We start from the raw sequence: 23,178 nt of genomic DNA on the forward strand, positions 1-23,178 counted from the left end.
CTGCGCCGAATCGCTGCGCCGAATCGCTGCGCCGAATCGCTGCGCCGAATCGCTGCGCCGAATCGCTGCGCCGAATCGCTGCGCCGAATCGCTGAATCCCGGTTGAATCTTAAAGAAGCACTTTTGGAAGAATGCAGGCCGCAAACGATCCAATTCGTGCTTCTTTTTTTCTTTGCTGTTTGGTTCTGCCGGTGTCCGGTGCCTGTCAGATCCGAGTATTCACGTATTTGAGGAGGAGAATCCCGTGATTAAAGCGAATCAAAAATAAGATAAAGTCTTTTCAGAATGATAGATCCTACTTTGCGGGATGAGGAGGCAGGGCAATGAAGCTTTTTATTGACACGGCTGATTTTGATGAAATTGAACAGGCGGTAGCCTGCGGTATCATTTGCGGTGTCACGACCAATCCGACTCTGGTTGCCAAAGCGGGGCATCAGGATTTTCATGCTGCCGTTCATACCATCTGTGAAATGGTGGAAGGTCCCGTCAGTGCCGAGGTGATTGCCACCGATTGGCAGGGTATGGTTGCGGAAGCGCAAAGCTTAGCCGCGGTGCATCGGAATGTCGTGATCAAAATTCCCATGACCGAAGACGGACTCAGAGCCACTAAAATTCTGCATGCGATGAATTTGCCTACCAACCTGACCTTGATTTTCAGCGTATCGCAGGCATTGCTGGCCGCCAGAGCCGGCGCCACGTATGTCAGCCCCTTTGTGGGCAGACTGGATGACCTCGGTCAGGATGGTATCCAGCTGGTGCGTGATATTGCGGAGATTTTCCTGCTGCATGGCATTGAGACAAAAATCATCGCCGCCAGTATCCGGGATCCGATGCATGTGATCGGGGCGGCAAAGGCAGGCGCCGATATTGCCACCGTACCCTGGAAGACTTTACAGTTGATGATGAAGCATCCCCTGACCGATACGGGTTTAAAACGGTTTTTAGATGATTGGAATGCCTTACAAAAGCAAGAATAAAATCAGGAGAGGGAGTCGATAAAATGAATATGCATCGGGAATTGACTTTGGAATTTGTCCGTGTCACAGAAGCGGCGGCATTGGCCTGCGGCAGATTATTGGGCAGGGGGGATAAAAACGGAGCGGACGGCCTGGCAGTGGAAGCGATGCGCCGTCTGTTCGATTCGATCAATATTGAAGGTACGGTTGTGATTGGGGAAGGTGAAATGGATGAAGCGCCTATGCTTTTCATCGGCGAAAAAGTCGGCAACGGCCAGGGCCCGCAGGTCGACATCGCGGTGGATCCGCTGGAGGGAACAAATTTAGTAGCAAAAGGCTTGCCCGGAGCGATTTCTTGTCTGGCAGCGGCGCCGGCCGGCTGTTTGCTGCATGCGCCTGATATGTACATGGAAAAAATTGCCGTCGGTCCGGCAGCGGCCGGCCTGATTGATATCAATTGGCCGGTCAGCAAGAATCTGGAGGCGGTTGCCAAAGCCAAACAAAAATCGATCAGCGAAGTAACCCTGATTTGTCTGGACCGCGAACGCCACAGTGAAATTATCCGCCAAGCCAGAGAAGCAGGCGCCCGGATACGTTTGATTACCGACGGTGATGTATCCGCCGCCGTTTCGACCGCAATTGAAGACAGCGGTATCGATATCATGATTGGCACCGGCGGCGCTCCGGAAGGCGTCTTGGCGGCGGCCGCTTTAAAATGTATGGGCGGTGAGCTGCAGGGGCGGCTGATTCCGATGAATGAGACGGAGAAAACCCGCGTCCTGGCCATGGGTTTGCAATTGGGCAAGGTACTTCGCCTGAATGACTTGGTGAAAACCGATGACGTTTTCTTTTCTTCCACCGGTATCTCGGACGGGGATTTACTAAAAGGCGTCCGCTATTCCGGCAACGGCATCGCCAAGACCCAGTCGATTGTGATGCGCGGCAGATCGGGTACCGTACGGATCATTGAAGCGACTCACCGTTTGGCTCAAAAACAGTGGAATTTTTAAATGCGTCAGCAATTTCAGAGTAAAACCCGCAGGAAAGCGCTGCCGTTCCGCCTGCTGAGCGCGGACAGTCAGAATACGCTGCTGGAGGAACCGGATCTTGAGATACTGATCCGGCAGGGTGAGGAAGTGCTCTTGCCGGACGCGGCGGATTGGATTCCACTGCCGGCCGGCGCCGGTCTGATTTCACTGCCCGGACGCGTGCCGCTCGGTATCGACGCCAAAGGGCGGGTGATGGAAGTGCAGGACAGACTGGCAGTAGCGGCAACCCTGCCGCAAGGTTATACCAGACTCGGGCTGCCGGCGTTTCGTGAAATGCCGGCGGCGGCAGAACTGCCATTATACGGTTATGCGGCGGTCGCCTGGCAGCAGGGTGCTGTTTGGGTAGCCGCCCATGCTACCGATACCATGCGTGACCGCTGGGATCCCAAACATTTTTCCACGGACGCGCTGGAAGATTGCATTCGGCGGCGTCAGGCGGAATTTCCGCAGAACCGGATTATCGCGCAATTAGCTCACTGTGCGCTGGATTACAGCTGCTTTACGGCACAAAATATGTTTTATCGCCGCTGGGAGGCAGGGATTCCCGTGTCGCCGCAGTGTAATGCCCGCTGCTTGGGCTGTATTTCCCTGCAGCCTTCCGAATGTTGTCCCTCTCCGCAAACCAGATTGACTTTCGTGCCCGGCGTTGAGGAAATCAGCGCAATCGGCGCCGCCCATCTGGAACTGGCGGAGGATGCAATCATCAGCTTCGGTCAGGGTTGTGAAGGGGAACCCTCTCTGCAATGGCCGGTGCTGTGCCAGGCAATGCGAGAAATCCGGCAGCAGACGAAAGCAGGCAGCATCAACATCAATTCCAACGCCGGTGATTCGAAAGCCATCGCTGCTTTGGCGAAGAACGGATTGGACAGTATCCGGATCAGCCTGAATTCGGTCCGCCCTGCGTTTTATAACGCCTATTACCGTCCCGTTAATTATCAATTGCAGGATGTTTTCCGTTCAATGGAGATTTGCCGGGAAAACGGGGTGCAGATCGCCTTGAATCTGCTCTCTTTCCCGGGCATTACCGACCGGGAAAGAGAACTGGAAGCGCTGCTTTTGTGTATTCGCAAATATAAAATCAGCATGGTGCAGATGCGCAACCTGAATATTGACCCTGATCTCTATTGGCGGCAAATGGCGCCGGATCCGGAGCGGGATGGCGCCGCTCTGGGCTTAGGCAAAGAAATTGCCATTTTGCAGGCGGAAAACGATTTACTGGTTGGCTCATTTTCCCGCAGCGTCAGGAAATAGCCGCCGCGCCTGCCGATCGCTATCCTAAAATCCTCCACGCTTTGCCTAAGATTCTACTTGCTTCACCCATCTGTATATGCTATAATAAACGCATTCTAACATTATTAGAAACCGAGGTGAAGCATCATGAAAGACAAAATCCATCCCAAAATGTATGAAGCCGATGTAATTTGCGCTTGCGGCGAACGGTTTAAAGCTCTCTCCACCCAAAAAGAAGTGCGTGTGGAGCTCTGCTCCAAATGTCATCCTTTCTTTACCGGCAAACAAAAACTGGTGGATACCGGTGGCCGTGTTGACCGCTTCAGAAGACGTTGGGGCTTAAAAGACGAAACAGAGGCGTAGCCAAATTGGAACAAGCAGTTTTTGGTCCGATCCAATGCTGCTTGTTTCATCATGTACACATTTAGTAATCCTCAGCTAGACAGAAAGATCAGGTGACTTATGGCAACAGGGAAAAAATATGCCGCATATGGCGGTCAGGCTGTGATTGAAGGCGTCATGATGAAGGGACCGGAAGGTCAGATGGCGGTTGCCTGTCGGCGCAGCAACGGTGAAATTGTCGTCAAATACGAAAATCGACTGCCCCTGACAAAAAAGTATGCTTTTTTAGGCTTGCCTATTCTGCGCGGTGTGGTCGCTTTCCTTGATTCCCTGGTGGGCGGCGTAAAAGTACTGAATTATTCGGCTGAGCTGTATGGAGAAGCGGCGGAGGGTGAGGAAGCACTCAAGGATTGGCAGATGTACTTGGCGGTTATTCTGGCTCTGCTCATGGGCGTGGGCTTATTTATGGTTCTTCCTACCGTTGTCTTGCGTTTTCTGCCGCTGCAGCGCCTGCAGAGTTCCTTGCTGCGTAATTTGCTGGAAGGCTGCATCCGGATTCTTTTCTTTTTTGCTTATGTCACCGCAGTTTCCTATGTGGATGATATTCGCCGGGTATTTCAGTATCACGGCGCGGAACACAAAACAATTCATTGTTATGAAGCAAAAGAACCGCTGACCGTGGCAAAAGTACGAAAATATAGTACGCTGCATCCCCGCTGCGGCACGAATTTTCTCTTCATCGTCATGGTGGTGTCGTCTTTGTTCTTTTCGTTGTTCGGCTGGCCGAATCTTTTCGTCAGAGTACTCTCCCGATTGCTGCTGATGCCGTTGGTAGCCGGGATTTCCTACGAGATCCTGCGTTTAATGGGTAAGTATGCAGGAGAAAATAAATTTGTCGATTTCTTTACAAAACCGGGTCTCTGGCTGCAGAAATTAACTACCAGAGAACCGGATGACAGTCAGATCGAGGTGGCAATCCGTGCCCTGCAGGGTGTTTTGCCGCCTGAGGAGGTTTCCAACCATGTATGATAAATTACAGTCGCTGGCAGATCGCTACCATCAATTGGATGGTCTGCTGTCTGATCCGGAAATTTTGAAGAACCAAAAAGAATATCAAGCCTATGCCAAAGAATACGCCAGCCTGCGTGACACAGTCACTGCCTACGAAGAGTATCAAAAGGTCAGTACAAACATTGAAAAAACCCTGGCGACATTGAACTCGGAAGCCGGCAACGATGCGGAATTTGCTGAATTGCTCAAAGAAGAATTGACCCAGGAACGCAATCGCAAAGAAGCGCTTTCGGAAGAGTTAAAAGCATTGCTGCTGCCCAAAGATCCCAATGATGACAAAAACGTGATCATGGAAATCCGCGGCGGAGCAGGCGGCGGTGAGGCGGCTTTATTTGCTTCCGATTTGTATCGTATGTACACCTTCTATGCCGAACGCAAAGGCTGGCATACCGAAATTATGGATATCAATGAGACAGATCTCGGCGGCATTAAGGAGGTCGTTTTTTCCATTCAGGGCAAGGGCGCCTTCAGCCGGCTGAAGTTCGAAAGCGGTGTGCATCGGGTTCAGCGTGTACCGGAAACCGAAGCATCCGGCCGCATCCATACCTCCACCGCCACGGTCGCCGTCATGCCGGAGGCGGAAGAAGTGGAGATTGAGATCAATCCCAATGACATCAGAACCGATATTTATTGTTCCAGCGGCGCCGGCGGTCAAAATGTCAATAAAGTGGAATCGGCGATTCGCCTGACCCATCTTCCCACCGGTTTGGTCGTCACCTGTCAGGATGAACGGTCACAGTTGAAAAATAAAGAGAAAGCGATGCGGGTTTTACGGTCGCGCTTGCTGGAAATTGAGCAAAATAAGCAGTCAGCCGCGATCGGCGCCGACCGCAAGAGCCAAATCGGGACCGGTGATCGCTCCGAACGCATCCGGACGTACAACTTTCCGCAGGGACGGGTGACCGATCATCGGATAGGTATGACCATTTATCAATTGGAAGCCTATTTAAACGGTGATATTGAAGCTATGATCGACGCCTTGATCGTGGCAGATCGCGCCGCTAAGCTATCAGGAGACAATCAATGAGCGGCAAACCTGCCACCTTGCGCCTTTTGCGCAGGGAAGGGGCTAATTATTTAAAGGAACATGGCTTGGAGCAAACCGCTTGGCGAGATGCGGAATTGTTATTGCGGCAGGCTCTGGCAATGTCCAGAGCCTCTTTTTTTAGCCATTTGGACGAAGCGATGGTATTGACAACAGAGCAGCGCCGCCAATATCACTACAATTTGCAGCAAAGGACGGCGCAGACGCCAATGCAATATTTGCTGGGACGGCAGGAATTTTACGGTTTGGAATTTCAGGTTGCAGCCGGTGTGCTGATTCCGCGGCCGGAAACCGAGCATTTGGTGGCGGCGGCAGAGCAGCAGCTGCGCCGGTGGAGCTGCGATGGCAGCGGTTTGGTGATCGCGGAAATCGGCGTCGGTTCCGGCGCCATTGCCTTGACCTTAGCCCATTTGCTGCCCGGTTTGACGGTGGATGCCAGCGATATCAGTCCGCTTCCTTTACAACTGAGCGCCGTCAATGCCGAACAGCTGGGAGTGAAGCAGCGGGTACGTTTTTTTCTGGGTGACCTGCTCGCACCGCTGCCTCTGCCGCAGTATGCGATGATTCTCAGTAACCCGCCCTATATTCCTTCGGCTGAGATCGAAGCTTTAGCAGCCGATGTCCGGCAGGAGCCGATCATAGCTCTGGATGGCGGACCGGACGGTCTGTCTTTCTATCGCCGTTTGCTGCGGGATGCAGGCCCGCGTCTGCAGCCAAATGGGTTCCTGATTCTGGAGATCGGGCAAGGCCAGCTGCAGGCAATTCTGCGGCTGGCTGAAGAGGAAGGCTGGCTGCTCGATCGCGCGGTCGCGGATTTTGCCGCGATCCCACGCGTCTTACTGCTGAAGCGAAAGGAAAGCGCTGCCGGTTTTATTTCTCTCTGCAGCAGGACTTATTCATCCCATTTTAGAATTGATTAAAATTGATATTCTTGCGAGGAGCGGAAAGTAGGTGACACAATGGCTGGTGTGGCGTTTTACCGCGGTAAAATTATGACGCCCGACCAAGTGATGACCGGATCGGCTTTATTGATCAACCAAAGCCGTATTGCCGGTTTCGTTTCCGAAAATGAAATTCCTGCCGAATATGATCGGGTGAATCTGGCCGACAGTTGGCTGTTGCCGGGCTTTATCGATCTGCATGTGCATGGCGGCGGCGGTGCGGATACGATGGACGGGGAAGTGGAAGCCATCCGGACCATGGCGAATTTTCATCTGCAGGGCGGCACCACCTCTTTATACCCCACGACGGTAACTCATAACCGCGGCGCTTTGAATCTGGCGATTGAGGCGGTTGGACAGGCAATGCAGCAGGAAGATTTAAAAAAACGTATCCTGGGTATTCATCTGGAAGGTCCCTACCTGGCAGAGCGGCGCAAAGGTGCTCAGAGCGGAGACTATATTCGCTTGCCGCAGTCTGCAGAATGGCAGCCGCTGCTGGATAATCCGGTGGTGCGTCTGGTTACCATGGCGCCGGAATTGCCGGGCAGTGAGGAAATGGTCCGCTACGGTGTGGGCAAAGGGGTTCGTTTTGCTGCCGGACATACGGAAGCGGATTACGATGGCATGCTGCTGGCAGCCTCCTGGGGAGTCAGTCAGGTCAGCCATTTATACAATGCCATGACCGGGCTCGACAAAAGAGCGCCGGGACTGGCCGCGGCGGCGCTCATCTTGAAAGAAATCCGTGCGCAGCTGATTTGTGACGGGGTGCATGTTCATCCTGCCATGCTGAAACTGACCTTTAAAGTCAAAGGTCCAGAAGGTGTGATCCTGATTACCGATGCTCTGCGTGCAACCGGTACGACCGCAAAAACCGATCGGTCGCCGGAGCCGGCTGTGACAGCGCGTGACGGAGCCTTCTATTTGGCGGACGGCACGCTGGCGGGCAGTTCGCTGACCATGGCGGAAGCGGTGCGCCGCGCCGTGAAACTGGGGGGAGCGGCGCTGCAGGCGGCTGTGAAAATGGCCACGCTGACGCCGGCTCAGGCCATGGGGATTGAAAGCAGCAAAGGCAACCTGGCTCCGGGCAGGGATGCGGATTTGGTGATAATGGACGATCGTCTGGAATTGAAGCAAGTCTGGAGCATGGGAGTCAGGTGCGTTTAGTCTGATCTGCCGATGAAAGGCAGGAGCGCTGGCATGAAGGCGCTGAAATGAAGTTATTGTGAAAAAAGGAATGTTGAATATGGAAACTGAAATCTATGACTTTACCGCGGGTTGGCAGGAAAGCCAAATGGCTCACGCCGGCGCCTTGCTGCGCAGCGGTCAATTGGTAGCCTTCCCAACCGAAACCGTCTATGGACTGGGTGGTTCCGCTCTCGATGAAACAGCGGCAAGAGCAATTTATACCGCCAAAGGCCGTCCGTCTGATAATCCTCTGATTGTGCATATTTCCCATCGCGCAATGTTGGCTCAGGTAGCCGATCAGGTGCCGCCGGTGGCTGATCGCCTGATGGATCGCTTCTGGCCGGGTCCGCTGACCATGATTTTAAGCAAGAAACCGGAAATTCCTGATGCGGTGACCGGCGGTTTGCGCACGGTGGGCGTGAGAATGCCGGACCATGCGGTCGCTTTGGCTTTGATTGCGGCGGCGGCGATTCCCATTGCTGCACCCAGTGCCAATCTCTCCGGTAAGCCGAGCCCGACGACTGCGCAGCATGTCTATGATGACCTGCAGGGGCGGATTCCGCTGATCCTGGACGGCGGCGCCTGTCGGGAAGGGGTAGAGTCGACGGTGCTGGACCTCAGCTTCGGTCAGTGCGTGATTTTAAGGCCGGGGGCGATCACCTACGAAATGCTGCTGCCGTTTTTACCGGAACTGATCGCGCCGACGCTGCGGAATCCGCTGCCTTTTGCCGATGTTCCGAAAGCGCCGGGCATGAAATATACACACTATGCACCCAAAGCGGCTGTTATTCTTTACAGTGGTTCGCGCGAGGCCGTATGTGAACGGATGATACAGGATGCGACGGCTGCCAGAAAACGCGGTGAGAAGATTGGCGTCATCATGACGCAATATCAATTCGGCGCACCGGCGGATCTGGTTTTTGATTTATCCGCAGCGGACGAAGCACGCATGCTGCACCGGACGGCTCAGCATCTTTTTGAATGTTTCCGCGCCTGCGATGATGCCGGAGTCAATCGTATTTTGTTACAAGGTGTAACAGAGAAGGAATTAGGCCGGGCAGTGATGAACAGAATGGTGAAAGCGGCAAAGGAGTGGATATGTCTTGAATGAAACCAGACAGAAAAATCAGGAAGAGAATGCAAAACCTTTGACCGTATTGTTTATTTGCAGCGGCAATACTTGCCGCAGCCCGATGGCGGAAGTGATTGCCAAAGACATTCATGAAAAAACCCTGCATGCACCGAAGTGCCGCTTCCTGTCTGCCGGTTTATCCGTTGTGGCAGGAGATAAAGCGGCGGAAGAAGCTAGCCTTGCCATGGCAGATCTGGGACTGCGTTTGGGTGAACGTCCTGCTCAGAGCGTAACAGAGGAAATGCTGCAGGAAGCAGATTTGGTTTTAACGATGAGCAACGCGCAGCGGACCCTGCTGCTGACCCGTTTCCCTGGTTATACCGCAAAAACATTTGTCTTAAACCGTTATGTCGGCGCAGAGAATACGGATATTGAAGACCCCTATGGCCAACCTTTGGAAGTCTATCGTCATACAGCGGTTCAACTGCGCGAAAGTCTGGAACGGCTGATGGACCGGCTTGCCGCAATGTGATAAGCTGCAGGCTGATTCCTCTGCGGTTTTGGTAAGGAGGTATTTTACGATGAGAATTGCAATTGGTGCCGATCATGGCGGCTACCAGCTAAAAGAAGAAATCCGCCAGTCTCTCGAAAAATCCGGACATACGGTTCAGGATTTTGGCTGTTATTCCACGGAACCGGTGGATTATCCCGATTATGCGATCCTTGTGACGCGGGCAATTCAGCAAAATGAAGCGGATAAAGGGATCCTGCTTTGTGGCACAGGCATTGGCATGAGCATTGCGGCCAATAAGCAAACCGGCATCAGGGCTGCTTTATGCCACGACCTGTTCTCAGCCCAGGCCACTCGTGAGCATAACGACAGCAATGTCTTATGTATGGGAGGCAGAGTCGTCGGCAGCGGTCTGGCCTTGAGTATTGTTGATACCTGGCTGAATACAGAATTCAGCGGTGGCAGACATCTTCGCCGAATCGCCAAAGTGGAAGCCGCCGCGCAACAAACAGAGGAAGCTGAGTTTAGCACGGAGCAGCTGCAGCTGCAGGCCACCGATTTACTGCAGGAGCTGGCAGAGAAAAGCAATTTGGAACCAGGCAGTCTGGTGGTGATCGGCTGCAGTACAAGTGAGATCGGCGGTCATCGCATCGGTTCCGCTTCCAGCGCGGAAACGGCCGCAGCTGTTTATGCAGGCTTGCGCCAAGCGGCGGATGCTCACCAGCTGGTCCTGGCTTTTCAATGCTGCGAACACCTTAACCGCTGCCTGGTCGTCGAACGCAGTACGATGGAACGCTATGATTTGGAGCAAGTTTCGGTTGTTCCCACCGCGCACGCCGGCGGAGCGATGGCGACGCAGGCTTATGCTCAGATGGCGGAAGCAGCGGTGGTCAATGATCTGCACCATAAAGCGAGAGCCGGCTTGGATATCGGCAATACTTTGATCGGAATGCATTTGGCTTGGGTGGCAGTACCGCTGCGCTTAGCGCATAAAACGCTCGGGAAAGCCAGCGTCCAGGCCGCCTTCAGCCGTCCGCGCCTGGTGGGTGGCAAGCGAGCCGTCTACAGCCAGGAACAGGCGCAGGAAGCCAATCGGCTTTAAGCAAGAAGCGCTTCCATACTTTTATACAAGCTCTCCGCGCTGATTGCAAATTTGCTGCGGGTTAGCTTATAGGAAACATTCCAGATAATTTAAGGAGGAGTTAGCATGAAAATCAATGAATTTCCCGAACTGAGAGCATTTGATCCTGAAATTGCTAATACGATGGACTTGGAGCTGGGCCGTCAGCGCGATCACATCGAACTGATTGCTTCCGAGAACTTTGTCAGCAAAGCAGTCATGGAAGCCGTGGGAACCGTATTAACCAACAAATACGCCGAAGGTTATCCGGGACATCGTTATTATGGCGGCTGCGAATTTGTCGATATCGCTGAAAATTTGGCGCGTGACCGCGCCATCGCTTTGTTCGGGGCAGATCATGCCAACGTGCAGCCTCACTCCGGTTCTCAAGCGAATACCGCTGTTTATATTGCCGTCCTGAAACCCGGTGATACGGTAATGGGGATGGACCTTTCTCATGGCGGCCATTTAACGCATGGTTCTCCCGTCAATATTTCCGGTTTACTCTATCATTTCGTCGCTTACGGTGTCAATAAAGAAACCGGACGGATCGATTATGATGAAGTCTTAAGAATCGCCAAAGAATGTCATCCAAAATTGATTGTTTGCGGCGCTTCTGCTTACTCCCGCGAAATCGATTTCAAACGCTTCAGTGAAATTGCCAAAGAAGTCGGCGCTCTGCTGATGGTGGATATGGCTCACATCGCCGGTTTGGTTGCGGCCGGCTTACACAGCAACCCGGTGCCCTATGCCGATTTCGTAACGACGACAACGCATAAAACGCTGCGCGGTCCCCGCGGCGGTATGATTCTCTGCAAAAAAGAATATGCCAAAGCCATTGACAAAGCGATTTTCCCCGGCATTCAGGGCGGCCCGTTGATGCATGTGATCGCTGCCAAAGCGGTTTGCTTCAAAGAAGCGCTGGCTCCGGAATTTAAAATCTATCAACAAAAAGTGATCGACAATGCGCAAGCCCTGGCAAACGGTCTTGTCAAACGCGGTTTTAACTTAATTTCCGGCGGTACCGACAATCATCTCATGTTGGTTGATCTGCGCAATAAAAATATCACCGGTAAGGACGCTGAGAAACTGCTTGGCACCATTCATATCACCTGCAACAAAAACACGGTCCCGTTTGAAACGGCCAGTCCCTTCATTACCAGCGGTATTCGCTTAGGCACCCCTGCCGTTACCAGCCGCGGTTTCGATGAAGCTGCGATGGATGTGATTGCCGAAGTAATTGATATGGCGATCGCCGGACGTGAGGATGAAGCGGTTTTGGTGCGCTGCCGTGCAATGATTGCGGAACTCTGCGCTCAATTCCCGCTCTACGCTGATTAAGTAGCCTAATTTGAGACAACGGCAAAGCCACGCAGCGCCGTTGTCTTTTTTTGGGGGGGAAGCTAAGCAAATAACACAAGTCTGTTTTGTCCGTCATGCCCATTCGGATAACAACAATCCGGATCAATATCAGCGCGGTTTGACCGGGCAAGAGAAAAAAGGCGCCGCACTCATGGCGTTGGCTCTTGAGGATAGCCGCATCGGCGCCATCTATGCCGGCACCTGCCTGCGTACCAGCCAGACGCTGGCTCCGCCTGGCAAAGCAAAAAGGGCTGAGCATTCACGCGGTGGAAGCATTGCGCGAACGCGGCATGACGGTAGCGTTATTTACCGGCAATTTCGACGAATACATGCAAGCTCAATGGTCGGATCTGAATTACGCCGCAGAGGGCTGTGAATCATTGCTGGCAGTGCAAAAACGAAACATCGAGGCTTGTCTATCAAATCGTCACGGCGCAGCCGCAGCAGACGGTAGTAGTGGGTGTGCATGGCTGCACTTTATCAACCATCTTGCATTACGATACCGATTACGGCTTAAAGGGCTATTTGTAGATGAAGCCGTTTGCTCCTTACAGCATGCGCTTGGATTACAAAAATGCTGCAATGCTGAATTGACAGAAATCACGTTCTGAGAACAGTCTAAAAAAACAGATCCGGTAAAACCGAATCTGTTTTTTTAAGGTCAGACGGAACAGGTGACACTCTGGAACCTGGCGGTCTATTTGGGTGTAAAAGAAGTGACGACCTTGGCTAATTTGCCGTTGATCAGGGCGCTGACTTCCACTTCCACCCGATAACCAGCGGTTGCACCGCCCAAAACAACCGTAAAAGGAGAACCGCAGTAGCCCTTGAGTACCGAACTGCGTGTCCTGAAATGGAAGGTAGCCGTATAAGGTGTGTTGGCCGGTCCGGTTACCATCAGCTGAACTTCACCGTCACCATCGGGTTGCTCCGGTGTGATTTTAACCGAAAAATCAGCGGGACCGATCGCTTTATCCGCGATTTCGGCGTCACTGCTTTCGGTGGTTTCCCCTCGGGCGGCAGCCGTCTCTGCTTGACTCGGTTTGTCGCTCGTTTCAAGTGGTTTTGTCGCTTCTGAATCGACTTCCGTGCCGGGCTTCCCGCTGATGGTTGTATCCGGTACTTCGGCGGCAGGCGGCGTTTGCTCCGCGCCTGACTCTTTCCCGGGGGTACCTTGTGAATCTGAATTGGGGTTAAAAATCGTGCCATGCTCTACCGGGATCACCGGGCGCACCTGCAGGGTGCAGCCGCTGATCAAAAAAACCATGCAAAGCAAAAGCAAAAGAAAACGTAAGCGGGTTTTCATTTCCATCACCTGCCTTTGCGGTATCGACGAAGGAGCGTTTTTTCTAAGAAATGTAAGGATTTTAAAATAAAACTTTAAGCCAACGCTACGGCGGTGCCGTTGGCAATCATGGCATCCTCCCATGCATAATCAAAATGGCAAGCCTGATTACGTTGTGACGGCAGGAATTCTGTGATCGGGTTTTCTCTAAACCAAGCCATGCTGCGCTGCAGCGCCTGTGCGACATCGTATTTTTCCCGATAACCAAGCGCTTCCAATTTTCCCGTCGATTGGGTGAAAATAACCGGACTGGCTAAATTCGGAATGTGGGGGAAAAGCGGAGCCGGCAGGCTATAGAAAGTCATTGGCTGGCCGCACAGACTGGCGGCGAGACTGACCAGCTGTCGGTAATTTGGCGTCCGGGTATGACCGGAATTATAGATATTTCCATTGGAAGCCGCTGTGCGCAGCAGAAAGTCAACCTGGACACCAACGTTAGCGGCATATTCTCTGTGATAGACACCGCAGCCGCCTTCCGGCAGAATCATTTGCCGCCGCTGATCCAAGAGACGCTTGATGAAATACCATTCCCTAGCCTGATGATCATATTCACCAAAAACAGCGGGCAAGCGCAGCACGGTTACCGGAAACCCCGTTTGTGTATGGGCAGCAAAGACGGCTTGTTCGGCCAGCACCTTTTTATGTCCGTACGCATGGCGGGGGTCGTCGGATAGAATCAGAGGATCCGTTTCGTGAATCGGGCTTGCCGTAGGTTCGGCATATACCGAGGCGGTGCTGATCATCAGATAGCGATCGCAATGGCCTTGCAGTTGTTCAATCGCCAGGCTGGTTTCCGGAGCATCGTAAGCGACCATATCCACGGCCGCATCGAAATGCTCCGCAGCAAGGACGGATCGGATTGAGCCGGGCAGAAAACGATCGCCAACCAACTGACGCACCGAGGCACCCTCCTCCTTTAACGGATGATTGCCGCGGTTGAAGAGAGTGACTTCATTGCCGGCCAGGAGCAATTCTCTCACAACATGCCGGCCGATAAATTTGCTGCCGCCGATCACCAGGATTTTCAAATAAAACGCCTCGCTTTCCTATTTCATCCGATGGATGACTGAGAATGGAACGACTGAATCTATATCTTTCTACAAAGCAGAAACAAAGTCCTTTTTTTTACCGGCTGACCGTGATGACTGTCTTCTGTTTCCGCCGCGGCCGGGCTCTTTTGCTGCGCTGCTCGAACACTTCGGTTCTCCGCCGGAGAAATGCACAAAAAATCTCTGCCGCATAGGATAGGAAATAGTATATCATATTACGAAGGGATTCGTGTGACATTTTAAATAAAAATAACGTTTTATCTAGTTGTACACGTTGGTCTACCATTCATGCATTACCATTAAAATCTTCACATTTATATCCTTGACTTTTTATTCGTGTTGCGATACTATAATATTAAAGCAGAAGTAGATAGCGGCTTTTTTTTACCGCGCATTTACTCTGCATAGATAGAAAAGAGGAGGTTTTTTCCCATGAATGCTTATATGCAAAGAGTTCTGGAACAAGTGAAAACTCGTAATCCCGGAGAACCGGAATTCATCCAAACCGTGGAAGAAGTCTTTAAGAGTCTCGAAGTTGTTGTCAATCAACATCCCGAATATGAAGCCATGGGTTTACTGGAGAGAATGGTCGAACCTGAAAGACAGATCGCTTTCCGTGTAACCTGGGTAGACGATGCCGGTAAGGTCAATGTGAACCGCGGCTATCGTGTCCAATTCAACGGCGCGATCGGACCTTACAAAGGCGGTTTGCGTTTCCATTCCTCTGTTTATGTCGGCATCATGAAATTCCTTGCTTTTGAACAAACCTTCAAAAACAGCTTGACCGGCCTGCCGATCGGCGGAGCAAAAGGCGGTTCCGATTTTGATCCGCGCGGCAAATCCGATGCGGAAGTAATGCGTTTTTGCCAGGCTTTTATGACCGAATTGTATCGTCACATCGGTCCTGACATTGACGTTCCCGCCGGTGATATTGGTGTTGGCGCCCGCGAAATCGGGTTCCTTTATGGTCAATATAAACGGATTACCGGTACTTGGGATAACGGCGTGCTGACCGGCAAGGGAATGAGCTACGGCGGCTCCCTGATCCGTCCGGAAGCAACCGGTTACGGTGCTACCTATTATTTGAATGAAGTGCTGGCTCACTTCGGCGATACCATCAAAGGCAAGACCGTAGCGGTTTCCGGTTTCGGCAATGTGGCTTGGGGCGTTGCTTCCAAGGTTGCTGAATTAGGCGGCAAAGTAGTTACTCTGTCCGGCCCGGATGGCTATATCTATGATAAAGACGGCGTGATAACAGCTGAAAAGATCAATTATATGCTCACGATGCGTGCTTCCGGCCGCGATAAGGTTCAGGATTATGCGGACAAGTTTGGCTGCGAATTCCACGCCAAACAAAAACCGTGGGGCGTCAAAGTTGACATTGCGATGCCCAGCGCCACCCAAAATGAAATCGGCATGACGGAAGCCCGGCAGATTATCAACAACGGTGTGAAGTACTATATCGAAGTAGCCAATATGCCCACCACCAACGAAGCTTTGGAATTTATCCAGAAATCCGGTTTGACTGTTGCCCCCTCCAAGGCTGTCAATGCCGGCGGCGTAGCGGTTTCCGCTTTGGAAATGTCCCAGAACTCGATGCGTTACAGCAGGACCGCTGAGGAAGTGGATGCGAAATTGCATGCCATTATGAAGAACATCCATGATGTTTCCGCTGTCGCTGCGGAAGAATGCGGTTTGGGTTATGACTTGGTTGCCGGTGCGAACATTGCCGGTTTCAAGAAAGTTGCCGAAGCGATGATCGCTCAGGGACTCATCTAAAATCCGCACCAAAATTAACGAAAGATTTTTTGCTCTCAAATCCTGAGCTAAAAGACTCCCTTGCCGTCAACAGTTCTGCTGTTGCCGGCGGGGGAGCCTTTTTTTTTAAGAAACGCTGCGCTCTTTTTGGAGGGCTTGCAACCGCTTTCTGTAAAGGGGAAGGAAAAAGCAGACCGAAATAGAATAAAAGGGGAGCGCTTGCTTACCAGGAAGGAACAAAAAAAGGAAGTTTTAGTATGATTAACCTGCGGCAAAAAATTGCAGACCGGTTTACCGGCTATTTAGATAATCCGACGCTGCGCAGCAATGTAAAATACAGTATCCTGAACGGTGCTCTTTCCAATGTTGCGGTTGGTTTGACCGGATCTTTCATGGCGGTTTATGCCCTGAAGCTGGGATCGACGGAAAATATGCTGGCGATTTTAGCATCAGGACCGGCCTTGATGGGTTTAATAGCCCAGATTCCGGCTGCCGTGATGACGGAGCGGATCGAAAAGAAAAAAGAAGCGATGGTCAAGTGGGCGCTGTTGCAGCGCATCTGTTATTTTATTTTCGCCGTCATTCCCTTCCTGCCGCTCGCCGCGATCTATAAAGCCTGGCTTTTTATTTTGCTGGTAACTGCCATGAATTTCCCGACCAATATTGTCAACACCATGTGGACACAAATGATGGGCGAGATTATCCCAACCCGCTATCGCGGCCGTGTTTTTGGTGACCGCAACTATGTGATGGGTTGGTTTGCTTTGGCCAGTATGATGCTGGCCGGTCCGCTGCTTGATTTTATTCCTTATCCTTATAATTATACGCTGCTTTTTAGTCTGTCGTTCCTTGCCTTTATGGCTTCTCTGAACTTTTTGAACCGGACCGATGAAGTGAAATCTGACGAGGCGCCGGCGAGCAGTGTGCGCAAAAGCAATCCTTACGAAGGGTTCAAATTCATCATCAAGGATCAGCCTTTCCTGGTTTTTGTCTTGGCTGCCACTCTTTTAAATTTAGGATTCGGTTTGACTGCTTCCATGTGGACACTGAATCAGGTGCGTGACCTGCATCTGAATAATACCCAGATTGCCATGACGACCGTCGTGCAGTCTCTGGGAACGACCTTGAGCTATCCCTATTGGGGTAGAATTATCGACAGAATCGGCAGTAAAACAGTCTTTCTCTTAGCGGTTTTTCTTTATATTTTCCGACCGTTGGTGCAGATTTTTGTGACGGCCGATAACCTTTGGCTGATGTGGCTGATTTGTTTCATCACCGGCCTGGCGCAGGGGGCTTATGCTTTGTCACAGTTCAATACGCTTTTGGAAGTGGCGCCCGATCCCAATATGCGGCCCAGCTATCTGGCCTTCTTCAATATGGCAGTGCAGACAGTCTCGTTCATCTTTCCGATGGTGGGTGTTCAGATTTATACAAGGATGGGAAACCAGGTCAATCCTGTTTTCTGGTTGTCTACGATCATTCGCGTTCTCGCCGCCGTCGTGATGGCTTCGGTGATCTTTTCTGCTTATCAGAAAGAAAAGCGCGCTGCCAATAAAACGCAATCATGATGACCGGCCTGCTCAAACGAAAAAACTTTTCGCTGCAGACACAGACTGTAGGCGAAAAATTTTTTTAGCAGAAGAGCCGGTAAGGCAGAGGTCGTGCAATCGCCTGATTTCCCTGAGCAAGAGCCTCATCGCCAGGGTGAGCTCATTGCTGAAATTGACGCCGATTCCGTCAGCGGTTCAATCCACATAAGAGAAAGCTGCCTTTTCCTGAGAAATATCCCGGACAACCTCTGCTTTTTCTCCGGAACCGGCAGGCGGGATGTCACAACAGCAAGATGAGCAAAAGAACCGGCTGCGGAAAATAGAAAAGTGCTGACTAAGAGGACAGGCAGTGTGAAACGATCCTGAAAAATAAGCGGGACGTTATCACCGGCAGGACCGCGCGGCAAAGCGTTGCGACGCAGAAAATTAATTTATGGTGATAACGGTCTGCCGGCGCGACGAACCGCTGCTTTGACCTTCCATCCATTGATTCGCTTGCTTTGTTTCGGGAGCGAAAATGGAAGCAGAACAACTGATTTGCTAAATTCAGGATTATTTTCTCGGCCGCAAGGCTGATTTTCTTTATCCGCCAGTTTCACTCTTGACTGGCACTGCCGGTTTCAGGCTGATGAAATCGCGGACCTGAGCCGAGAGGAAGATAAGTGAGAGAGAACCGCAGCCGAGCAGCATACCGATGATAAATAAGTTGGAAAGCGGATAAATTTCTCCTAAAAAACCGTAGATCAGCGAGGAAACCGGGCACAAACTATTGCTCATGGTAGTCATGACACCGGCCAGTTTACCGCGCTGGGTTGGTTCTACGCCAACCATGAAAACCGAATTCAAAATTGAGTTGGCGACGGCATTGCCAATCATGCCAAAGCCAATCATCGCACAGGTTAAGTAGATATTGTAGGTACAAACCATCAAAATCATACAGCTGCCCATCAAAATAAAACCAAACAGAACGAGAGAAGGATAAAGACGGCTGGGGAATCGGAAGCTTGCCACGATGAACATGCCGATCAAACCACCCATGCCCATGCAGGCCATAATGATACCGTATTGCTCTACACTAAAGCCACGCTGCAGGAACATGGCCAACAGCAAACTAAAGATGCCTGCCGTGAAGAGATTTGTCAGCATGAAGATGATCAACGTGATGCGTAGCCCTACATTTTGATAAAATACCCGCACACCTTCTTTTAGATCGGTCAGGACATTTTTGGTCTTGGCCGCCTCGCTCAGCAGATGCTGGGGCAAACGCAGAAACAGCAGCGAAATAAAGTAATAAAAAAAGGAAACCGCATTAATGGCAATCAGCAGAGGAACACCCAACAGGCTGACCATAAAACCGCTGATCCCATTTCCGGCCAGATCGACAAAAGAGAAAGCGGCGCTGCGGATGGAATTTGCTCTGACAACATCTTCTTTTTCCACCAAATCGGGTATGATCGAGGAAACAGCCGGACCGGCAAAAGAACCGGCGGAGGAAAGCAGCAGTGCGCTGAGCATCACAAGGGGAATACTCAACAGATTTCGAAAAGCGAGCAAGGCAACCAGACTCATAAAAACAGCGCGGAACAGGGTGGCGAGGCAAAGAATCTGTTTGCGGTCAAAGCGATCGACCAAAGCACCGGCAAACGGAGAGATGACGATGCGGGGCAGAAAGGATACCGCTGCCGCAGTGCCCATCAGCGCAGTGGAACCCGTTGTCTGCAGAATCCAGTAACTGATGGCTAAATTATAGACGATATCACCAAAATAAGATAAGAACCCGGCCTGTAAAAATAACAAGAAATTTCGATTGAAGAATTTTTTCTTTTCCGTGACCGCAACCGGCGCTTCGGAAGCCATTGTTCCGACAACCCCCTTTCCCTTCCCGTAGAGGATACGAGATATGTTAACAGAAATGTAACACATAAGATCATATTAGTCAAGGAGTAAGCTTAAAAATATTATCTAATATGTTAACATAATTCAAATACTGCAATATCTCATATGACAGGCAGACATGAGAAATTCTGTATTGCCACAGTTATTGAAACTTGTGTTCTATGAAATCCAAGAAAATCCCGTAAAATAAAGGATGGATCACAAGAATTATGTTGTATTGAATAGTTGGAATAAACCGAAATAAAGGATTTCCTTCACAGCAAAGCGAATAGAAGCCAAAATCATCATTCTATGTCGTGCTGTGTCGTAAATCGAATGATGTATGGTCCGGATCTTCTTTTACAAGCAAGACAAACTGCAACCGGCGTTTTACACGAGGTGAAAGCAAGTGAAGAAAATCGTATTTGCTTTGGTTGTTTTGATTTTCTGTTGCCATTCCACTTTGTTGGCTGCGGAACCATTACCGGCAAAAGAGCAGGCAGCAACTGCGCTCCATCAATTGAACCTTTTGCAAGGCAGTGAACTCGGCTTTGAATTGGATCGGGCTCCCACCCGCCTGGAAGGACTTCTGATGCTGCTGCGCCTGACAGGTCGGGAGGCAGAGGCGGCTGCCTGCGCGCTTGAGTGCCCTTTTACCGATGTACCAGTTTGGGCGCAAGCGTATGTTGCCTATGCCTACAGCGTGAAGCTGACCAATGGGATTTCAGAGCAAGAATTTGGCAGCAGCCAGTTGCTCGCCGCCAATCAATACAGCACGTTTCTTTTACGCGCTTTGGGCTATTCCGATGCGGAAGGAGATTTTGATTGGCAGAAACCAGAACCTTTGCTCAGGCAATTGGGTTTAGCTGCCGTGTCAGATGCTCAGGAAAACTTCAACAGAGGCGATGTCGTTACGCTTTCCTGGCAAGCGCTGCAGACCAAGTTGAAAGGAAGCGCCGGCACCCTGGCTGAAAAATTAATCGAGTCTGATCTTTTTAGCCGGGAAATGTATCAGACCGTATCCACCTCTCTGCCGGCTGCCGCGGAGGATCAACTCAGCGACAGCAGCGCCGACTTACGGCTGATTGCGGAGTATTATCATATTTCCCTGGAAAAATTAACCGATTATATCGCTGAGATCGAGCGGCTTGCGCAAGAGACAGACAGTGATTTCAATATTTCCGACTGGCTGCAGAAAAAAGTTAATCAGATGCTGGCAAAAGTCGATGCCGGCGATCCGGAAAGTTACGACCAGCTGGTGCGTTGGGTCTGGGATGATTTTTGGGGAGAAATCGATGGCACGCAAAAAGATAAGACAGACGGCAAAGTGAAAACCGCAGTCACTGAACCAAAAAGCGCTGCGGACCGGGACCAAGAAACGAAAATACGAGAGAGTACTGCAGAGCAAAAAAAAGAAGTTTAGCGCTTCGAACACTCAACAGCTTTTACTCACAATTTGTACAGAAAAAAGAGATCCCTTTCTTACTGCGAGGAGATCTCTTTTTTGCTTTTCTTGAGCGGGAGCGTTATTCTTTATCGGCAGTGATTTTGCCGAGGACGTAAACAGTCAGCATAATTAAAATCATGCCAATAAAAATACCCAGCATTCCCTGACCCATGAGTTGGAGCGTGGCATAAAATACAGTCATTGTTTCTTCTGAAAACATAAGTTAGCCTCCCTGTCTTTCAATTTTAGTGTAATGTTTCCAAAATCTTCGGAATCAGATTCAGCACCATACCACCGGCGAGAACAGAGGCAATTTGTCCGGAAACATTCGCACCGGCAGCATGCATCAGCAAGTGATTCTGATTATCTTCCTTTATAGCCATTTTGGCGACAACGCGGGAGGACATCGGGAAAGCCGAAATGCCGCAGCCGCCGATCATCGGATTGAATTTTTCTTGCCGGAAAAGGTTGAGGAATTTGGCAAAGAGCACGCCGGCGATGGTATCAAAAATGAAAGCGACTAAGCCGAGACACATGATTAATAAAGTCTGCACGGTAACAAATTTATCCGCAACCATACTGAATGAAATGGTAATACCCAATAAGAGCGTAATCAGATTGGCCAAAGCATTCTGCGCGGTTTCGGAAAGGCGATTCAGACAACCGCATTCACGGATCAGGTTGCCAAACATTAAAAATCCGACCAGAGCAACGGACATTGGCGCGATAAAACCGGCAATGATTGTGACGGCAATCGGAAAGATGATCCGGGTCTGTCTTGTCACACTCTGCGGGCGGTAGGGCATGCGGATCTTACGCTCTTTTTTACTGGTAACCAGCCGAATCGCAAAGGGCTGAATGATCGGAACCAAGGCCATATAAGAATAAGCGGCAACAGCAATCGGGCCCAAATAGGAGGATCTCAGCACCTGAGAGACGAGAATCGCAGTCGGACCATCAGCGGCGCCGATGATACCGATGGAAGCGGCGTCGGTCAGCGAGAAACCCATTAAGGCGGCAACAGAGATCGCCACAAAAATACCGAATTGCGCTGCGGCTCCAAACAAGAACATAATCGGGTTGGCAAGCAAGGGACCGAAATCGATCATTGCGCCGATCCCGATAAATAAAAGCAAAGGCAATGCTTCGGAGGAGGCGATGGTGGTTTCGTAAAGCCATTCAATAATACCGGCGCTCTCACCAACTCCCGCAACGGTTTGATTTAAGACGCCGGAGAACGGCAAATTAACCAGAATAGCGCCGAAACCCATTGGCAATAATAAAGAAGGTTCATAGTCTTTTGCGATTGCTAAATAGATCAGAATAGATCCGACAGCATACATGACAAGTTGCTGCCAAGTGACAGCCCGGATTCCGTCCAATAAAAACTCCATAAAAATAAGCCCCTTTCCAAGACGATATTTGCCATCAAGGCACCCATAAATATTATACTATAAATAATTGCATTCGTAAATCCCGGAATCTGAAATACTTCACGTAAAATAGCGACTGAGACTGCCTGAAAGAGGTTTATAAGTGAAAAGTCCTAAGCTTCCGGCATTTCAGAGAGCATGAATTCAAATACGGTCATAAACTTCATTTTTATATGATTGCTGCTGAAAAAAACTGTCTGACAGTATCTCTTTTTTCGGGCAGGAGATCGGAAAGGATAAGGGGAATCTATTGATATTCTATGATTTGGAGCGTTTGCTTTTGGCGGCGGGCTCCGAAAATTCTTAGTGAGGGTGAAAATATGATCATCGGGCTTTCCCTTTGTGGCGTTCTGGCAATCGCCGCAACCTGGCTGGCAGGGCTGCAGCATTATATTGGGGCTCCTATGTTAGGTTTGTTTTTAGGAATCATCGTATCCAACCTCCGGCCGGTTTCTGCCGAAGTGCAGAAAGGTACGAAATATGCCTCCGGTAAATTATTGAAGTTTGGTATCATTCTGGCCGGCAGCACGCTGAATTTTATGTCGATTCTGGGCGTTGGCATGCAGGCCTTACCGCTGATTCTTTTCAACATTTGTCTTGCTTTTACGGTTGCGCTTTTGCTCGGACGCCGCTTGAAAACGAGTACGAATACCGGTATTTTGGTTGGCGGCGGCACTGCGATCTGCGGCGGCACTGCGATCGCCACCTTGACCTCGATTATCAAAGCCAAAGAAGACGAATTTGCCTATGCCATGGCGGCGATTTTCTTGTTCGATATTTTCTCGGCGATGATGTGGCCTTATGCCGCCCTGGCGATGCATCTGACACCGGAGCAGT

The 23,178-nt window shown here is 50.8% G+C and carries 22 protein-coding genes and 2 pseudogenes; 19 read left to right on the top strand and 5 right to left on the bottom strand.

The genetic code is table 11. The annotated features are described in order from the left end of the window. The first annotated feature begins 323 nt into the window (after window positions 1–323). The 15 genes and pseudogenes from fsa to LLG09_03615 all read left to right on the top strand — a co-directional run bounded on the left by fsa (window position 324) and on the right by LLG09_03615 (window position 12,495). Window positions 324–977, top strand: coding sequence for a fructose-6-phosphate aldolase (gene fsa / locus LLG09_03545; GenBank protein ID MCE5196187.1), 654 nt, complete (start codon window positions 324–326; stop codon window positions 975–977). A 29-nt stretch (window positions 978–1,006) separates the two neighbouring features. Next, a complete protein-coding gene (gene glpX, locus LLG09_03550; GenBank protein ID MCE5196188.1) occupies window positions 1,007–1,966 on the top strand; it encodes a class II fructose-bisphosphatase in 960 nt (319 codons plus the stop codon). After that, window positions 1,967–3,256: a radical SAM protein gene (locus tag LLG09_03555; GenBank protein MCE5196189.1), complete on the top strand. Its 1,290-nt coding sequence runs from the start codon at window positions 1,967–1,969 to the stop codon at window positions 3,254–3,256. 126 nt (window positions 3,257–3,382) lie between these two features. Further along, window positions 3,383–3,598: a 50S ribosomal protein L31 gene (rpmE, locus tag LLG09_03560; protein ID MCE5196190.1), complete on the top strand. Its 216-nt coding sequence runs from the start codon at window positions 3,383–3,385 to the stop codon at window positions 3,596–3,598. 99 nt (window positions 3,599–3,697) lie between these two features. Then, on the top strand, window positions 3,698–4,606 hold the full coding sequence (locus LLG09_03565) for a DUF1385 domain-containing protein (protein MCE5196191.1): 909 nt from the start codon (window positions 3,698–3,700) through the stop codon (window positions 4,604–4,606). Further along, the gene (gene prfA / locus LLG09_03570; GenBank protein ID MCE5196192.1) at window positions 4,599–5,675 is read left to right on the top strand and encodes a peptide chain release factor 1; all 1,077 of its coding nucleotides are present in this window, start codon (window positions 4,599–4,601) and stop codon (window positions 5,673–5,675) included. Before LLG09_03565 ends, prfA begins: the two co-directional genes overlap by 8 nt. Then, window positions 5,672–6,613, top strand: coding sequence for a peptide chain release factor N(5)-glutamine methyltransferase (gene prmC / locus LLG09_03575; protein ID MCE5196193.1), 942 nt, complete (start codon window positions 5,672–5,674; stop codon window positions 6,611–6,613). The genes prfA and prmC overlap by 4 nt, the downstream gene beginning before the upstream one ends. 39 nt (window positions 6,614–6,652) lie before the next feature. Continuing rightward, window positions 6,653–7,798, top strand: a complete 1,146-nt coding sequence (gene nagA, locus LLG09_03580) for an N-acetylglucosamine-6-phosphate deacetylase (GenBank protein MCE5196194.1) — start codon at window positions 6,653–6,655, stop codon at window positions 7,796–7,798. 79 nt (window positions 7,799–7,877) lie between these two features. Then, window positions 7,878–8,930: a threonylcarbamoyl-AMP synthase gene (locus LLG09_03585; protein ID MCE5196195.1), complete on the top strand. Its 1,053-nt coding sequence runs from the start codon at window positions 7,878–7,880 to the stop codon at window positions 8,928–8,930. Further along, the gene (locus LLG09_03590) at window positions 8,923–9,423 is read left to right on the top strand and encodes a low molecular weight protein arginine phosphatase (GenBank protein ID MCE5196196.1); all 501 of its coding nucleotides are present in this window, start codon (window positions 8,923–8,925) and stop codon (window positions 9,421–9,423) included. Before LLG09_03585 ends, LLG09_03590 begins: the two co-directional genes overlap by 8 nt. A gap of 49 nt (window positions 9,424–9,472) precedes the next feature. Beyond that, window positions 9,473–9,883, top strand: a pseudogene (gene rpiB, locus LLG09_03595) (ribose 5-phosphate isomerase B). 6 nt (window positions 9,884–9,889) lie between these two features. Next, entirely contained in the window at window positions 9,890–10,504 is a 615-nt protein-coding gene (locus LLG09_03600; protein MCE5196197.1) for a TIGR01440 family protein, read from the top strand. Window positions 10,505–10,609: 105 nt separating this feature from the next. Further along, on the top strand, window positions 10,610–11,863 hold the full coding sequence (locus LLG09_03605; protein MCE5196198.1) for a serine hydroxymethyltransferase: 1,254 nt from the start codon (window positions 10,610–10,612) through the stop codon (window positions 11,861–11,863). Window positions 11,864–11,903: 40 nt separating this feature from the next. Then, window positions 11,904–12,071, top strand: a pseudogene (locus LLG09_03610) (hypothetical protein). Window positions 12,072–12,075: 4 nt separating this feature from the next. After that, complete coding sequence (locus LLG09_03615; protein MCE5196199.1) at window positions 12,076–12,495, top strand: hypothetical protein; 420 nt, start codon at window positions 12,076–12,078, stop codon at window positions 12,493–12,495. Between the two features lie 86 nt (window positions 12,496–12,581). On the opposite strand, the gene LLG09_03620 is transcribed toward LLG09_03615, so the two are convergent. Together LLG09_03620 and LLG09_03625 are read right to left on the bottom strand one after the other, a co-directional pair. Beyond that, window positions 12,582–13,190, bottom strand: a complete 609-nt coding sequence (locus tag LLG09_03620; protein ID MCE5196200.1) for a hypothetical protein — start codon at window positions 13,188–13,190, stop codon at window positions 12,582–12,584. 74 nt (window positions 13,191–13,264) lie between these two features. After that, entirely contained in the window at window positions 13,265–14,257 is a 993-nt protein-coding gene (locus LLG09_03625; GenBank protein ID MCE5196201.1) for an NAD-dependent epimerase/dehydratase family protein, read from the bottom strand. 453 nt (window positions 14,258–14,710) lie between these two features. Between LLG09_03625 and gdhA the strand changes: the two genes are divergently transcribed. Both gdhA and LLG09_03635 read left to right on the top strand, forming a co-directional pair. After that, window positions 14,711–16,057, top strand: a complete 1,347-nt coding sequence (gene gdhA / locus LLG09_03630; protein ID MCE5196202.1) for an NADP-specific glutamate dehydrogenase — start codon at window positions 14,711–14,713, stop codon at window positions 16,055–16,057. A 236-nt stretch (window positions 16,058–16,293) separates the two neighbouring features. Next, the gene (locus LLG09_03635) at window positions 16,294–17,604 is read left to right on the top strand and encodes an MFS transporter (GenBank protein MCE5196203.1); all 1,311 of its coding nucleotides are present in this window, start codon (window positions 16,294–16,296) and stop codon (window positions 17,602–17,604) included. A gap of 564 nt (window positions 17,605–18,168) precedes the next feature. Here the strand turns inward: LLG09_03635 and LLG09_03640 are convergent. Continuing rightward, window positions 18,169–19,443: an MFS transporter gene (locus LLG09_03640; GenBank protein MCE5196204.1), complete on the bottom strand. Its 1,275-nt coding sequence runs from the start codon at window positions 19,441–19,443 to the stop codon at window positions 18,169–18,171. 427 nt (window positions 19,444–19,870) lie between these two features. Between LLG09_03640 and LLG09_03645 the strand changes: the two genes are divergently transcribed. After that, on the top strand, window positions 19,871–20,884 hold the full coding sequence (locus tag LLG09_03645) for a hypothetical protein (GenBank protein ID MCE5196205.1): 1,014 nt from the start codon (window positions 19,871–19,873) through the stop codon (window positions 20,882–20,884). Window positions 20,885–20,987: 103 nt separating this feature from the next. Here the strand turns inward: LLG09_03645 and LLG09_03650 are convergent, their stop codons facing one another. Both LLG09_03650 and LLG09_03655 read right to left on the bottom strand, forming a co-directional pair. Beyond that, a complete protein-coding gene (locus tag LLG09_03650) occupies window positions 20,988–21,128 on the bottom strand; it encodes a hypothetical protein (protein MCE5196206.1) in 141 nt (46 codons plus the stop codon). 25 nt (window positions 21,129–21,153) lie between these two features. Continuing rightward, window positions 21,154–22,302 (bottom strand): sodium ion-translocating decarboxylase subunit beta, encoded by a 1,149-nt coding sequence (locus LLG09_03655; GenBank protein ID MCE5196207.1) that lies wholly within the window; start codon window positions 22,300–22,302, stop codon window positions 21,154–21,156. 359 nt (window positions 22,303–22,661) lie between these two features. On the opposite strand from LLG09_03655, the gene LLG09_03660 reads away from it, so the two are divergent. Then, a partial coding sequence (locus LLG09_03660; GenBank protein ID MCE5196208.1) for a putative sulfate exporter family transporter occupies window positions 22,662–23,178 on the top strand: 517 nt, incomplete at its 3' end.

This window comes from Negativicutes bacterium (assembly GCA_021372785.1).
Classification (GTDB): domain Bacteria; phylum Bacillota; class JAAYKD01; order JAAYKD01; family JAAYKD01; genus JAJFTT01.